Here is a 15,074-nt window from a genome sequence, read left to right on the forward strand (position 1 = left end):
GGTAGTAATGAAGAAGCCAGTAATAATTGCATTAGATTTTGCGGATGATTTTGAGTGTATTGAGTTTTTGAGCCAGTTTCCAAAGGATGAGAATCTTTTTGTGAAGATCGGCTTAGAAATGTTTTGTCAGTTTGGTTATCCATTTGTTAGAAGCCTGAGAAATCGTGGATATAATATTTTCTTGGATCTAAAGTTGCATGATATTCCTAATACCGTTCGTAGAACTTGCGAAATGATCGCTAAATGGGATGTTCAAATGCTAACGGTTCACGCATCTGGTGGTGCAGAAATGATTGCAGCAGCTAAAGAAGGACTGGATGGCACTGATACCAAATTATTAGCTGTCACTCAATTGACATCATTAGGACAAGTGGAATTAGCCAATGAATTGCAGGTTCCATTACAATCTCAAGATTATGTCACACATCTGGCAAAATTAGCTTATGATAATGGTGCAGATGGGGTCATTTCGTCGGCTCTAGAAGTACCACTTATTAAGGAAGCAACTGGCGAAGATTTCTTATGTATTACTCCAGGTATCAGACCAAAGTCATCTCAAGTTGGAGATCAAAAACGTGTAGCGACACCTGCTAAAGCTAGAGTTCTTGGAAGTGACGGAATCGTCGTTGGACGTCCAATTACTCAAGCACCTGACGGTTATGTTGCGTATCAAAATATTTGTAAGGAGTGGAATAAATAATGGATAAAATTGAAGTATCAAAGAATATTGCGAGCGAGTTATTAGATATTAAGGCGGTGACACTGAATCCCAAGAGTCCCTTTGTTTGGGCAAGCGGTATTCATGCACCAATTTATACTGATAATCGTTTGACGATTGCTTATCCAAAATTCCGCCAACAAATTGCCAAAGACTTAGCTGATCTAATCAAAGAAAACTATCCTGAAGTAGAAGTTATCAGTGGGGTTGCCACAGCTGGAATTCCTCATTCAACTGGAGTAGCAAATATTTTAAATCTTCCACTGAACTATGTTCGTGCACAGCCCAAAGACCATGGGAAAAAAGGACAAATTGAAGGACGCTGCAAAAAGGGTGACAAGGTTGTCCTGATCGATGATTTGATCTCAACTGGAGGTAGTATCCTTAAGGCGGTTCACGCTGTTCGTGAAGCTGGTGCTGAAGTAATCGGTACTGCAGCTATCTTCTCTTATAATTTGCCAGAAAGTACTAAGAATTTTGCGGATGCTGATACAAAACTAGTTACCTTGACCAACTACCCAACAATGATCGAAGTAGCACAAGAACAAAATTATGTTGAAGTAGAAGATATGGAACTACTAAAGCAATGGTACAAAGAACCAGAAAGTTGGGGCAAATAATGGATCTATATAAATGTGTGCGACCTCTTATTTTCAAAGTTGATCCTGAAGTTGACCATCATTTAGTTGGTGAAGGATTGAAAATATTCAATGATAATCCTAGTGTTCTTCGGAAGATGTTTTATACGAAGAATCGTCCTAACTTGCAAGTCAAGATTAAGAATTTGACCTTTGATTCACCGATTGGAATTGCGGCTGGTTTTGATAAGAAAGCTGAATTCTACAACAGTCTCGGTGCCTTGGGTGCTGGATTCGTTGAAGTTGGTAGTGTAACTAAAAAACCACAAACAGGTAATAAGAAAAAACGTGTTTTTCGCTTAACGGAGGATCAAGCCATTATTAATCGAATGGGATTGAATAATGATGGTATTGAAACAACTAAAGCACGATTAGAAGCACACCCAGCTGATGGCGTAAAAATTGGTTTGAGTATTGCTCCAGGACATGGCTTGAACGATGCTGGTAAGGTCGCAGAAATGATAGAGAGTGTCAAAAATATCCATGAAGATGCGGACTATATTGCTCTCAATATCAGTTGTCCTAATCAAAAGGGAGTAGCAACTTTACAACAAATTGGCTTACTCACGGAGTTATTGACGGGAATTAAAGAATTAGAAATTGACGAGCCGGTCTTTTGTAAGTTCGGCAATGATATTGATAACGATGAATTGATTTCGACATTGCATGCAGTAGAGGGATTATTAGATGGAGTTATTCTGACCAATACAAGTGGGATGAAACGTGAAAAACTACAGTCCGTGAACAAAAAGGAAAATGGTGGTTTAAGTGGTAAACCAATCTTTGAAACATCGATTGCCATGACTAAGTTGATTCACAGTGAATTTCCTGAGACACCAATTATTTATTCTGGCGGTGTATTTACGCCTGAAGATGCTGAAATGGCATTGGAAGCTGGAGCAACGTTGGTGGAAGTGTATACAGGTTTCATTTATAATGGTCCAACTATGATTGAGCGAATCAATCGTTACTTATCTGAGAAACAAATGATTGCTGAAATGAAATAAGAGTTTGCGGAATAATTCCGCAGACTCTTATTTTTTTTAGAATATCAAGATGAAGATAAATCCGACGATTCCGACTAATAAGCAATAAAGAAATGCTGGAGCTAATGTCTTACGTAAGATATTTCCCTCTTGACCGTTCAACCCCACAAGTGAACTTACGGCCACAATATTATGAACACAAATCATATTACCAGCAGCTGCACCGATTAATTGGGCCGATAAGACAACTTGTTGTGAGATATGCGCGTTACTAGCAATATCTGACTGGATCTGTCCAAAGGTCAACGTTGATACTGTGGTACTACCGGTTACAAATGAGCCCAATGCACCAAGGAATGGTGCAATGAAGATCCAACCTGCTGAGAAGTATTTCGATATGAAGTTAGCGATATACATCGGCATGCTTTCAAGATCAGCACTGTTGTAATTGGAATTCGTAAAAACTTGAACCATGACCAAAGTCACAATCAAGGCGATAGCGGTAGATTTCATTGATTTGATAACCTTGATTCCAGTTGGGACAAAGCTTTTGATTGATCTCACTTGAATCAATAATCCCAGGATTACGGCAATTGTTAACAAGGTACCTGGTGAGTATAAGAATTCCCAATCGGAGTTTAAACCTTTGAAACCGAAGATGTTTTTCCAGGAAAGGTTTAAGAAAGTCGTTAGGAAAACTTTTAGTGGTTCAATGACTCGTGATAGCAATAACATAACCACGACGATAATATATGGAGACCAAGCTTTGATCAGTGACATGTCAGAAGTTTCTTCTGCCGTGTCGCTTTTTTGTTTCATAGTCCATGGCGTTGCAAAACTAGATTTTGGTATTAAAAGCTTAAACCTAATCGAAACAATAGCGATAATGATTGTTACAAATGGAGCAAGAATTGATACAAATTCGTAGCCAACAAAAGCAGCGGATAAAAGAGCAGTGACACTGTATAAGATTCCTAATAATAATGTCCATGGTACAAATTCTAGCCAGTTTTTAAATCGATTCTGCTTGTTAGAACTGAATAAAAATATCAATAAGAATATTAATATTGTAGGCATTAATGAACCAGCAAACAAGTCGATTCGAGTTAAACTTTGTCCTACAGTATTTAAAAATGATGGAGCGTCATTAACGTTACTTAAACCAACCGTTAATGGTGTTCCCACAGCACCGAAGGCAGCCGGAGTCGAATCGGCTACTAACGCTAAAGTCACTGATGCCATTGGCGAAAATCCCAAGGCAATCATAAGTGGGGCAGTGACCATTGCGGGAGTTCCAAATCCGGAAACACCCTCAATTAATCCTCCAAACAAATATGCAATCAAAATAGTTTGAACACGCATATCAGATGACAACTTTTCGAAGCCAATATTAATTCTAGTAATAGCCCCAGTGTGTTCTAGAGTCTTAAGCATTACCAGTGCTCCAAATAAAATCCAGATAATGGGGAGCGACTTATGGATTGCTTGGAAAATTGAAGCGACCAAAATTTTTGTATCCATTTTCCAAAAGGTAGCACCCAATATCATGACGACAATAGCGCTGATCGACATCCCTTTAGTTGCCGGTAAATTAAGTACTCCCAAAAGAACCATGGGCAAGATTACGGCTGAAAGTGCAACAAGTATCATAGTAAATCCCCCGAGTTATTAAATTGTGATTAAACGTAGTAGATGATTCTCTGAACGTGTCATATTGTACAACGTACCAGCTACATATGCCATTTTGAAAAAAAAGTCTCAAAATAAATCTTCCTAGCAATTGAGTTGGGGAGAAGTACTTTGAGGCTCTAAATAACGTATAAAAATAATTGCGATGCTTAATATTAACACATTATTATTATCGTGAAAACATTGATATATTCCCAATGTTTCAGTAAATATTGTTATAGCATTTGCATTGGACCGCCGTCTATACCTTTGGTCAGTGTCATTTCAGTTTCAGGGTCGATATTAGTTTCAGACTTAAGAATCTCAGATAAGTGACGATTTAAATCTTCTTCATCCATTTTAGATTTGAGATGCCAAGCATCATTATTGCCATTGGTTGATACCTTACCAAGTTTATCAATACCTTTAATCTCTCTTGGATCGATCAAATTCTCAGAAGCTGTTTTTATTTCAATGAAATAATTAGTATACCAGTCAAAAAAGTTCATGAATTCTTTCATATAGTTCCCCTCCATAAAGCGTTTTCTATATTTCTATGCATTTACTATGATAGAGTAGTTTAATAGATATGAGTAATGTTTTTTCTAGTTTTTTATTTAACCACATTTTTTGGGGAGAGTTTGAAATGAATCTAGAGTATAGACAGGTTGAGGAAATCAGTGAAGATGACTACAAATTATTGCTGGACGCTGATCCATCGAAAGAAATAGTTGATAGTTATATCAAACGTTCAACAGTTTTTGAGGTGTTGAATTTGGACAAGTTAGTTGGGATTGTTGCGATGTTACCAACGCGTCCCGAAACATTAGAAATCGTCAATATTGCTGTTGCGCCAGAACAACAGAATTTGGGAATTGGAACTATGATTCTTGAAAAAATGATAGCAAGTGCTAAATCGGCCGATTACAATACATTAGAGATTGGTACTGGAAGCAATTCTTATCAGCAATTGCATGTGTATCAAAAGGTTGGTTTCAGAATGAGCTGGATAGATAAAGATTTCTTTACTAATAATTATCCGAGGAAAGTTGTTGAGAAGTATTTGACGTTTGATGGTTTTGTTCTAAGAGATATGGTTCGTTTGACTATGAAGTTAAAATAAATAGCAACGTAATAAAACACGTTTAGTTTTTGAATATAACGTAAAAAAATCTTGTATTTACTATGTAAATACAGGATTTTTTGTATTTAAACGGAGAATGTTCTTTTACGTACCCCTGTTTTTTTGTTAAATTGTTGGTTCAATATCTGAGTCTTGATCATCATCGTCATTTTTTGCGTTTTGGTGGAGATGACTATGACGATATCCGTATGTGAAATAGATGATCAATCCAAAACTAAACCAAGCGGCAAAGACCATCCAAGTGACTGCTTGCAGTTGGGTCATTAAAACGACACACATGGCGAATGAAAGTATAGGGATGTATGGATAAAGTGGAACTTTGAAACCCGCAGGCAATTCGTCATAGTTGTCCAACTTTCTTAAGAAAACAACACCAATCGAAACGGTTGAAAATGCGAACAGGGTTCCAATATTAACCAGTTCCGCAATTTTTTCCAACGGAATAAACATTGAAACCAAACTTGCTAAGATTGCAAAAGTATAAGTATTAAAAACTGGTACGTGTGTTTCTTTGTTTATTTTCGAAAGAAACTTAGGTAATAGTCCGTCACGACTGATGGCGAAAATTAAACGTGTACCACCGTATGACATTACAAGTAGAACCGTAGTCATACCAGCAACAGCACCAAATGAGACGATACCTGCGACCCAGTTTTGGTTCATTAATTGTAATGCGTACGCTACCGGATCCGCAACGTTCAGTTTGGTATAGTGAACTACACCAACTAAGACTGCGGCCACTGCAGCGTATAATACTGACGCTATCATCAATGATGAGACAATTCCTATTGGCATATCTCGTTGAGGATTTTTAACTTCTTCAGATGCGGTTGATACGGCATCGAAACCGATATAAGCATAAAACGCTACAGCCGAGCCGGCTAAGACACCTTTAAAGCCAAATGGTAACAGTGGATTATAGTTTGCAGGTTTGATATAGAATATTGCTACTGCAATAAAAAGTAAGATGACAATAACCTTTGTTGCAACTAGAATCGTATTTAGCTTTGTTGATTCTTTGATACCTTTTGCTAGGATAAAACCTATTATCAGTGTAATCATGCCGGCAATGATATTGATGCCGCCACTCTTGCCAGGTGTTCCCATCGAGACAGACAGGAAGTCAGGGAGATTGATTCCGAATCCTGACAATAAGCTTTGGAAATAGGCTGACCAACTTACTGCTACTGATGAGACAGCAAATAGGTACTCTGAGACTAATGCCCAACCGATTATCCAAGCTACCAATTCACCGAAAACTGTATATACATAGGCATAGGCACTACCAGCAACCGGGATGGTCGAAGCAAATTCTGAATAGCAGAGTGCGGCCAACGCACAGACGGCGGCTGAGAGAATATAGGCGAACATTGTACCGGGACCAGCGTAATTGGCCGCAATGATACCTGGTGTAATGAATATTCCGGCACCAACGATGGCACCAACACCCATTGCGGTCAGTCCCCAAGCACTTAAATCGCGACTTAACGAATCTTCGTCCTTAGTATATTTTATTTCAAATTTCTTTTTAGCTATTAACTTTGCAATTTCCATAACGCCTCCTCCTTGATTTTTTCATCTAAATTATAATTGGTATAAATTGTGAAAGTCAATAAATATGATTAGAACGTTATTTTATATAATGACTTTAATTTGCCTACACAAGTAGATTCGTGTATACTGTCGATGGAATATGAGAAAAGGATACATTGTGAAAATGATGATGATTCTAAAAATTGGTATAGTAAATGTGAGGTGATCAAAGTGAATAAGGAAATACGAGTTTCGATTGCAGGAGCAAATGACCTAAAAATTTTTGAGCTGGTAGATAGTTTCCACGATAATATATTCTTTGATTTGTTTGGAGTCGGAAAACCAGAATATCATTTTTGGAGCAACGTTCTCTATACGGAGGTTGATTCTGATGAAGAGGCAGTTAGGTTAGCGGTTCAAGATGTCTTGAATGGTGCTGATGTTATCTTCAAAGGCTTAGTGCAGACGCATATTATTTTGAAAGAAGTTTTAAAAAAGGAATATGATCTGGTTCAAAAAAAATTATTATCGCATATTGCAATTATAGAAATACCGTCACTTAAACGACCAGTATTATTAACTGATGCAGCAATGAATATTGATCCTGATATCGATCAAGAACGTTTGATTATTGAAAATGCTATTGATATTGCACATTCTATCGGAATTAAATCACCAAAAGTATCACTATTGAGTTCTGCGGAAAATTTCAATCCTAAAATGCCGTCTTCAGTCAAAGCCAAAGATTTAACAGAGTTTTATCAAGATAAAAAAATCGATGCGACCGTCTACGGTCCACTTTCACTAGATATTTCTTTGTCCAAGGAGATTGCTGAAGAGAAGAGGTTTACTGGACCGATCCAAGGAGATACTGATGTTTTAGTAGTTCCAAATATTGATGTCGGGAATGTTTTATACAAATCATTGACGATGTTTACTAATGCCAAAGTCGGCGGAATGATCGTCGGAACTAAGGTTCCAATCGTACTAACATCTCGTGGAGATTCCCTTGAAAACAAAATATTATCACTGAAGTTTGCCTTAAAAACTATCTAAAGTAGGTATAAGTCCATGATAAGAACACTGATTATTAATCCCGGTTCAACTTCGACAAAAATCGCCTTATTCTCCGATGATGAGTGTGTGTTGAATCAGAATATTGAACACGAAAACAATGAAATATTAGAATTTCATAACCTAGTTGAGCAAGAACCGTTCCGAATACAAAAGATTGAAAAATATATTGCTGCTCAAAATATTGATTTGAATAGTATTGATGCATTTGTCGGTCGAGGAGGATTGATGCGCCCCATTCCAGGTGGAACTTATGAAGTGGATACGAAAATGTTAGAGGATTTGCGCTCTGGAAAATTTGGGATACATGCTTCTAATCTTGGTGCTACAATTTCTGATTATTTCGCTAAAAAATTTCAAAAGCGAGCCTTCATTGTTGATCCAGTTGTCGTTGATGAGTTTGAGCCAGTGGCTTATCTAAGTGGTTTCAAAGGTTTAGAACGGCGAAGTGTATTTCATGCCTTAAACCAAAAAGCCGTTGCTAGAGAAGCACTGAAAAGGATTAACAAAAAATATACTGAATCAAATGTTATCGTGGCACATCTTGGAGGCGGTATCAGTATTGGTGCACATAAACGTGGTCAAGTCGTAGATGTCAATAATGGATTAGACGGGGAAGGTCCGTTCGCTCCTAATCGAACTGGTCAAGTCAGTGTCATGAGTGTGGTCGATTATATGTTTGATCATCAGGTTGACCGAGAGACGATGCGAAAATTGATTACGCAGTCTGGTGGTTTGGTTTCATATCTGGGAACAAATGATCTACGAGAAGTTGAAGCAAAAATCACATCAGGTGATGAGTATGCCAAGTTAGTTTTTGATGGTTTAGTTTATCAGATTTCCAAAGAGATCGGCAAGCAAGCTGCGGTGTTGCAGGGAGAGGTTGATCTGGTTATTTTGACCGGTGGTTTGGCATATTCTAGGTCGCTAAAGAAAACGCTAACACAAAAAAATAAATGGATTTCTGATGTGATGATTATTCCTGGAGAAATGGAAATGCAAGCACTGAATCTGGGAGCACAACGAGTGTTAACTGGGACCGAAGCTGTAAAAAACTATCAAAAAGAATCGGAGGCTTTAGCAAATGCCAAAAGAATATGATCTGGTCGTAATTGGTGGTGGAATCGGTGGATATTCCGGCGCCATAAAAGCCGCTAAGGAAGGATTGAGTGTCGCAATAGTTGAGCGTGATTTGATTGGTGGAACTTGTTTAAATCGTGGGTGTATTCCCACGAAAGCATACTTGAAGAGTGCACAGGCAATTCGCGAGTTCAAAAATATTTCTGAATTTGGAATTGAGACTGATGCCGAATATAAAGTTAATTTTTTGAGTATCAAACATCGCAAAGACAAAATTGTCACTAATCTTAGAAATGGTGTTAACGCATTGATTAAGATGAACAAGATTGATTATTTTCATGGTGAGGGCAGTGTTCTTGGAACTTCGATTTTCACGCCTAAGTCTGGTTCAGTAATGATCAAGCCAGAGGGTGACGCTGATGAAATTATTTTGACACCGAAAAATGTCCTAATTGCCACAGGTTCAAGGCCAGCTAGTTTACCTAATATAGATATTGATGAAAAAAATATTTTATCCTCTAATGGAATTTTAGAATTAGAAACATTACCGAAGTCCATCGGCATTATTGGTGGTGGAGTTATCGGGGTTGAATGGGCATCCTTGTTGAAATGGATGGGTGTTAAAGTTACGATCATTGAATTTCAAGACCGATTGATCGTTAACGAAAGTAAAAAAGTTTCAGCACAATTAAAAACTGAATTTGAAAAACAAGGTATTAATTTATTCTTATCCACCAAGGTTGAATCAGTTGAAGTTGATGATGGTATGACAAAGATAATTACGGATAAAGCTGGAGAAAAAATTGAAATTGAATCTGAAAAAATCCTCGTGGCGGTGGGTAGGCGTCCTAATATTGAAAATATCGGATTGGAAGCTTCCGGAGTTGAATATGATAAGCATGGAATAAAAGTAAATGAATTTTTCCAAACGAGTGCTGAAAATATTTATGCAGTTGGTGATGTGATTCCGACTCTTCAATTAGCACACGTAGCTGCCGCAGAATCTGAGATTGCAGTCGAAAAAATATTAGAACACGATGTCCGACCATTAGAATATGACAACATTCCTCGTGGAGTTTATACGTATCCAGAAATTGCCAGTGTTGGAATTACTAATGGAACCAATAATCACGAAGTTAAAGCTGATCATGGACAATTTGATTTCAAATTCAATGGTAAGTCAATGATTATGGGTGAATCCATTGGCCAAGTGGAGGTCTTCGCCGATAAGGATAATGACGACTTGATTGGTGTAAGTATTGTTGGGCCACATGCAACTGATTTGATCAGTGAACCAGCTCTGGGAATTTATCTGAATGCTACACCTGGAGAAGTGGGGATGACGGTACATCCACATCCATCACTTTCGGAAGTAATCATGGAAGCCGCTAGAGATATCAGTGGAGATTCACTAAACAAATAATCGATAGGAGTTATAGCGATGAAACTAAAAGACAGTCAACTAACAAAAGATGAGTTGATACAAGCTTACCGAATGATAAAGGAAGCACGTATGCTGGACGAGCGTTTGTGGCAATTGAATCGTATCGGAAAATCAACCTTTAATATTTCTGGTCAAGGTGCAGAGGTTGGTCAAGTGGCAATGGCGTTAGCTTTTGAGCATGATAAAGATTATTTTTTACCATATTATCGTGATATGGCTGCAGTGATGGTTTGGGGTATGAGTGCCAAAGATATTCTGATGGGTTCATTAGGCAAGGTGGATGATCCATCTTCTCATGGCCGTCAAATGCCTAATCATTATGGCGACAGAGCACACAATATTGTTCCATTTAGCTCGACAGTAACGACTCAATATCCCGTTGCGACTGGTGTAGCTTTAGCTATGCAAATCGACGACAGCAAAGCAATTACTTTAACTGCTACTGGTGAAGGTTCAACTTCGGAGGGAGATTTCCATGAAGCATTAAACTTTGCTGGAGTCCAGAAGTTACCAATGGTTTTTGTAATTGAAAACAATGGTTACGCCATTTCGACACCTAATTCGGAAGAATTCGGTGTTAAGGACTTATCTGTTCGTGCAACTGGTTATGGGATATTTGGTAAACAAGTCAATGGTCGTGATTTTACGGAAACGTATTTAGCATTCAAGGAGGCCGCTGACAATGCTAGAAATGACAAAGGTGCCACATTGATTGAAATGTTAGTCGATCGCTTAACAGCGCATTCTTCCGATGATGACCAAAGGGTTTATCGTACACCAGAAGATATCGCTGAGATGAAAGAAAACGATTGTGTCATGTTGATGGAGAGACAATTATTATCCGAAAAGATTCTCAACGAAGATGAACTAGAAGGCATTAAAAAAGAATTAGAAATAAAAATAAATCAAGCAACCGAGGAAGCGGAAGAAATGCCAAATCCGGCATCAGATCAATTAATGACGCACATTTATGAAGAGGAGTAAGAAAAATGTCTGAAAAATCTTATTTAGAAGCATTGAATCTCGCCATTACTGAAGAAATGCGACGTGATGAAGGAGTAATGATATTTGGTGAGGATGTCGGTGGTGTTAAAGGAGGAGTATTTGGTGTTACCAAAGGCCTTGCGGAAGAATTCGGTGATCAGCGTGTTTTTAATTCACCATTGGGAGAGTCAGAAATCGCTGGATTAGCAGTTGGGCTCGGTGTTATGGGACATCACGCCATTGCAGAATTTCAATTTGCAGATTACATCTTACCAGCAGTCAATCAAATCATGTCTGAAGCAACTAAGATGCGTTATAAGTCAGCTGGTGACTGGATCTCGCCAATTGTTATGCGTACACCATATGGTGGCGGAGTTCGTGGTGGATTTTATCATTCACAATCGACTGAAAAAATTTTTGCAGGTCAACCAGGATTGAGGATCGTGACACCGTCCACAGTTTATGATGCTAAAGGAATGCTGAAATCAGCCATCAGAAGTGAAGATCCCGTGTTGTTCTATGAGCATAAAAAACTATACCGTTCTATCAAGGATGATATTCCAGATGTTGATTATACTGTCCCCTTGGACAAAGCCAATGTTATCGAGCACGGGGATGATGTAACTGTCATCGCATATGGAATGATGTTGCAGTTTGTGCTAAATGCTGCGGAAGAATTGAAGGATGATTTTTCAATCGAAGTTGTTGACTTGAGAAGCCTATATCCAATCGACAAGGATACGGTTCTCGAAGCTATTCGTAAGACAGGAAAAGTCTTATTGGTAACAGAGGATGCCAAAGAAGGTAGTGTTATGAATAATGTTTCAGCCATTATAGCTGAAGAAGCACTGTTTGATTTAGATGCTCCAATCAAGATTCTTGCTGGACCAGATTCACCAAGTATGCCGTATGCCAAGAGTTTGGAAGATGCTTTCCTAGTCAATCAAGCCGATGTAACCAAATCTATTAGAGAATTAGCTGAATTTTAGGAGGTTAAACTTATGTCAGAACTCATAATAAAAATGCCGCCGTTGGGTGAAAGTGTAACTGAAGCAACTGTTTCTCAATGGATGGTGAAACCTGGTGACCATGTAAAAAAATATGATCCGATTCTAGAGGCAATTTCTGACAAAGTCGTCACTGAGATTCCTTCGAATGATGATGGCGTGATCGAAGAATTATTAGTTAATGAAAATGACGTGGTGCCGATTGGAACAGATATTTTAAAAATGACGACCGAGGGTGCAGTAGGATCAGTTCCAGTTGCCAAGGTTGAAACAAGAACAACGGAATCTCAGAATTCACCTTCATTTAAAGCAACTGGAAGATTCTCACCAGCAGTCTTGAAAGTAGCTGGTGAACGTAATATTGATTTGAGTTCGGTATCAGGAACTGGTAAAGATGGTCGTATCACTAGAAAAGATGTGTTGAATTATCAACCTAAGGAAACACCTATTATTAGTAGCCAACCAGCGCAATTGGCATCAGAACCAGTCATACGATCAACACCAGTATTGGAATTGAACAACAATGATGCTGTCACAAAAGCGGGACCAGTACGAAAAATGATTGCTCAGAATATGTTGAAAAGTATTCATGAAATACCACAAGCTTGGACGATGATTGAAGTGGATGTGACCGGATTGGTCAAATTAAGGAATAGTTTAAAAAATGAATTCAAAGAACAGAATGAATTCAAATTATCGTACTTCCCATTTTTCGTCAAAGCAGTTAGTTCGGCATTACGCAATAATCCAAAATTAAATAGTAGTTGGCAGAATGATGAAATTATTCAGCATAAGGATATTAATATTTCAATTGCCGTAGCAACAGATGATGCACTATTTGTACCAGTCATCAAGCATGCTGACCGATTATCTATCACAGGAATAGCTGCAGAAGTCAGTCGTCTAGCTAATTGTGTCAAAACTAATACTTTGAAAGGATCTGATAACGAAGGTGGAACGATTACAGTGAATAACACTGGTTCCTTTGGATCAATCGAATCAATGGGTATCATCAACTATCCACAGGCAGCGATTCTGCAAGTTGAATCGATTCGTAAAGAATTGTCAGTTTTGGATGATGATACATTTGGTATTAGAAACAAAGTTAATTTATGTTTAACGCTTGATCACCGTATTCTGGATGGTTTGGCAGCAGGTAAGTTTTTGAATGAAGTAAAAGCAAATCTTGAAGCAATCGATCAAAATACAAATATTTATTAATTTGGAGGAATGAGCCATGAACTTATTTGAAGTAATGACACATGATGATTATGAACAAGTTGTATTCTGCCAAGACAAGATATCAGGATTGAAGGCAATTATTGCCATTCATGATACGACCTTAGGACCGGCTCTAGGAGGTTGCAGAATGTGGCCTTATAACAGTGAAGAAGAGGCATTGAATGATGCACTTCGTTTGGCCAAAGGGATGACTTACAAGAATGCTGCTGCTGGATTGAATATCGGTGGTGCTAAAACAGTAATTATTGGTGATCCAAAGAAAGACAAGAGTGAAGCTATGTTCAGAGCCTTAGGACGCTATATTGAGAGTTTAAATGGACGTTATATTACAGCTGAAGATGTTGGTACTACAGTAGATGACATGAATGCAATCTACATGGAAACAAATCATGTGACTGGAACGAGCGATGCTCAAGGAGCATCTGGTAATCCAAGCCCTGTAACTGCTTTGGGTGTTTATTATGCAATGAAACGTACGGCCAAAGAAGCCTTTGGGGATGATGATCTAACTGGTAAAACTATTGCAATTCAGGGTGCCGGTAATGTTGCCACAGGATTGGCAAAACATCTAAATGATGAAGGTGCACACATTATTGTGACTGACATCAATCAGGATGCTATTGATCGTATGGTGAATGATTACGGTGCAACGGCAGTTCTTCCAGATGAAATTTATGATGTTGAGGCTGATATCTTTGCTCCGTGTGCTCTGGGAGCTATTTTGAATGATGATACGATTCCTAGATTAAAAGTAAAAGCTATTTGTGGAAGTTCTAATAATCAATTATTAGATATTGGAAAACACGGACAGATGTTAAAAGACAGAGAAATTGTTTATGGCCCAGACTTTATCGTCAACGCTGGTGGTGTTATCAATGTTGCAGATGAATTGAAGGGATACGACCGTGAACGTGCACTTGAAAAAGTTAAAACAATTTATGATCAAATGGACAAAGTGTTTGAAATTGCTAAACGTGATGATATTACAACTGCTGAAGCTGCGGATAGATTGGCTGAAGAGAGAATCCACTCAATGTTAAACGTCCGTGGTAATTTTTTACAAAACGAAAAATCATCTCTTAAGACTGTTTAAGCGCGAATAATTTAAAAAGACTGCTATTAAATTAGCAGTCTTTTTTACTATTTTGAAATAATTACTTTGACACACACAGTATTTGGTGTTAAATTATATTTATCGAAAGGAAGATAACATTATGAAACCAATAATTTCGAAGGATATAATTCGTGGCCATACAACGACGATAGTTTTAAATATTCTGAGTCAAGGTGATAGTTATGGATATGAAGTCGCTAAAACAATAAAAAAGTTGAGTCATGAAGCGTATGAACTCAATGAGGCCACGCTTTATACTGTATTCAGACGATTAGAAAAGAATGGTGACATTCAAAGTTACTGGGGCGATGAGAGTCAAGGTGGCAGAAGAAAGTACTACAAGATAACTGATCAAGGAATGAAAACTTTAAAAACAAACGTTAAGGAATGGAATTTTGCCAAGCATGTAATTGATGACTTAATTCTTGGAAGGATTGACTAA

15 protein-coding genes are annotated in these 15,074 nt (G+C 38.0%); 12 read left to right on the forward strand and 3 right to left on the reverse strand.

The window, feature by feature from the left end; genetic code table 11:
- The first annotated feature begins 7 nt into the window (after positions 1–7).
- Genes pyrF through EKM68_RS10945 form a run of 3 tightly spaced genes read left to right on the forward strand, consistent with a single transcriptional unit; the run spans position 8 to position 2,363 of the window.
- Positions 8–700 (forward strand): orotidine-5'-phosphate decarboxylase, encoded by a 693-nt coding sequence (gene pyrF, locus EKM68_RS10935; RefSeq protein ID WP_125590691.1) that lies wholly within the window; start codon positions 8–10, stop codon positions 698–700.
- Between the two features lie 8 nt (positions 701–708).
- Positions 709–1,338, forward strand: a complete 630-nt coding sequence (gene pyrE / locus EKM68_RS10940) for an orotate phosphoribosyltransferase (protein WP_164509426.1) — start codon at positions 709–711, stop codon at positions 1,336–1,338.
- Positions 1,338–2,363, forward strand: a complete 1,026-nt coding sequence (locus EKM68_RS10945) for a quinone-dependent dihydroorotate dehydrogenase (RefSeq protein ID WP_125590696.1) — start codon at positions 1,338–1,340, stop codon at positions 2,361–2,363. The genes pyrE and EKM68_RS10945 overlap by 1 nt, the downstream gene beginning before the upstream one ends.
- A 36-nt stretch (positions 2,364–2,399) precedes the next feature.
- Here the strand turns inward: EKM68_RS10945 and EKM68_RS10950 are convergent, their stop codons facing one another.
- The gene (locus tag EKM68_RS10950; RefSeq protein WP_125590698.1) at positions 2,400–3,992 is read right to left on the reverse strand and encodes an L-lactate permease; all 1,593 of its coding nucleotides are present in this window, start codon (positions 3,990–3,992) and stop codon (positions 2,400–2,402) included.
- A 254-nt stretch (positions 3,993–4,246) separates the two neighbouring features.
- Positions 4,247–4,531 carry a hypothetical protein gene (locus EKM68_RS10955; RefSeq protein ID WP_125590700.1) on the reverse strand — a complete coding sequence of 95 codons (285 nt, stop codon included), beginning with the start codon at positions 4,529–4,531 and terminating at the stop codon, positions 4,247–4,249.
- Positions 4,532–4,656: 125 nt separating this feature from the next.
- Between EKM68_RS10955 and EKM68_RS10960 the strand changes: the two genes are divergently transcribed.
- Complete coding sequence (locus EKM68_RS10960; protein WP_125590702.1) at positions 4,657–5,133, forward strand: GNAT family N-acetyltransferase; 477 nt, start codon at positions 4,657–4,659, stop codon at positions 5,131–5,133.
- A gap of 126 nt (positions 5,134–5,259) precedes the next feature.
- Here the strand turns inward: EKM68_RS10960 and EKM68_RS10965 are convergent, their stop codons facing one another.
- On the reverse strand, positions 5,260–6,708 hold the full coding sequence (locus tag EKM68_RS10965) for an amino acid permease (protein ID WP_125590704.1): 1,449 nt from the start codon (positions 6,706–6,708) through the stop codon (positions 5,260–5,262).
- A gap of 210 nt (positions 6,709–6,918) precedes the next feature.
- Here EKM68_RS10965 and EKM68_RS10970 point away from each other — a divergent pair, with 210 nt between their 5' ends.
- The 8 genes from EKM68_RS10970 to EKM68_RS11005 all read left to right on the forward strand — a co-directional run bounded on the left by EKM68_RS10970 (position 6,919) and on the right by EKM68_RS11005 (position 15,074).
- Entirely contained in the window at positions 6,919–7,743 is an 825-nt protein-coding gene (locus EKM68_RS10970) for a phosphate acyltransferase (RefSeq protein ID WP_225423003.1), read from the forward strand.
- Between the two features lie 15 nt (positions 7,744–7,758).
- Positions 7,759–8,862, forward strand: coding sequence for a butyrate kinase (gene buk, locus EKM68_RS10975; protein WP_125590706.1), 1,104 nt, complete (start codon positions 7,759–7,761; stop codon positions 8,860–8,862).
- Positions 8,846–10,264: a dihydrolipoyl dehydrogenase gene (lpdA, locus tag EKM68_RS10980; protein WP_125590708.1), complete on the forward strand. Its 1,419-nt coding sequence runs from the start codon at positions 8,846–8,848 to the stop codon at positions 10,262–10,264. The genes buk and lpdA overlap by 17 nt, the downstream gene beginning before the upstream one ends.
- A gap of 18 nt (positions 10,265–10,282) precedes the next feature.
- Positions 10,283–11,269, forward strand: a complete 987-nt coding sequence (locus tag EKM68_RS10985; protein ID WP_125590710.1) for a thiamine pyrophosphate-dependent dehydrogenase E1 component subunit alpha — start codon at positions 10,283–10,285, stop codon at positions 11,267–11,269.
- Positions 11,270–11,274: 5 nt separating this feature from the next.
- Positions 11,275–12,258, forward strand: a complete 984-nt coding sequence (locus EKM68_RS10990; protein ID WP_125590712.1) for an alpha-ketoacid dehydrogenase subunit beta — start codon at positions 11,275–11,277, stop codon at positions 12,256–12,258.
- Positions 12,259–12,270: 12 nt separating this feature from the next.
- A complete protein-coding gene (locus EKM68_RS10995; protein WP_125590714.1) occupies positions 12,271–13,497 on the forward strand; it encodes a dihydrolipoamide acetyltransferase family protein in 1,227 nt (408 codons plus the stop codon).
- Between the two features lie 16 nt (positions 13,498–13,513).
- The gene (locus EKM68_RS11000) at positions 13,514–14,611 is read left to right on the forward strand and encodes a Glu/Leu/Phe/Val dehydrogenase dimerization domain-containing protein (RefSeq protein WP_125590716.1); all 1,098 of its coding nucleotides are present in this window, start codon (positions 13,514–13,516) and stop codon (positions 14,609–14,611) included.
- A 121-nt stretch (positions 14,612–14,732) separates the two neighbouring features.
- A complete protein-coding gene (locus EKM68_RS11005; protein ID WP_125590718.1) occupies positions 14,733–15,074 on the forward strand; it encodes a PadR family transcriptional regulator in 342 nt (113 codons plus the stop codon).

This window comes from Companilactobacillus jidongensis, assembly GCF_003946575.1.
Classification (GTDB): Bacteria; Bacillota; Bacilli; order Lactobacillales; family Lactobacillaceae; genus Companilactobacillus; species Companilactobacillus jidongensis.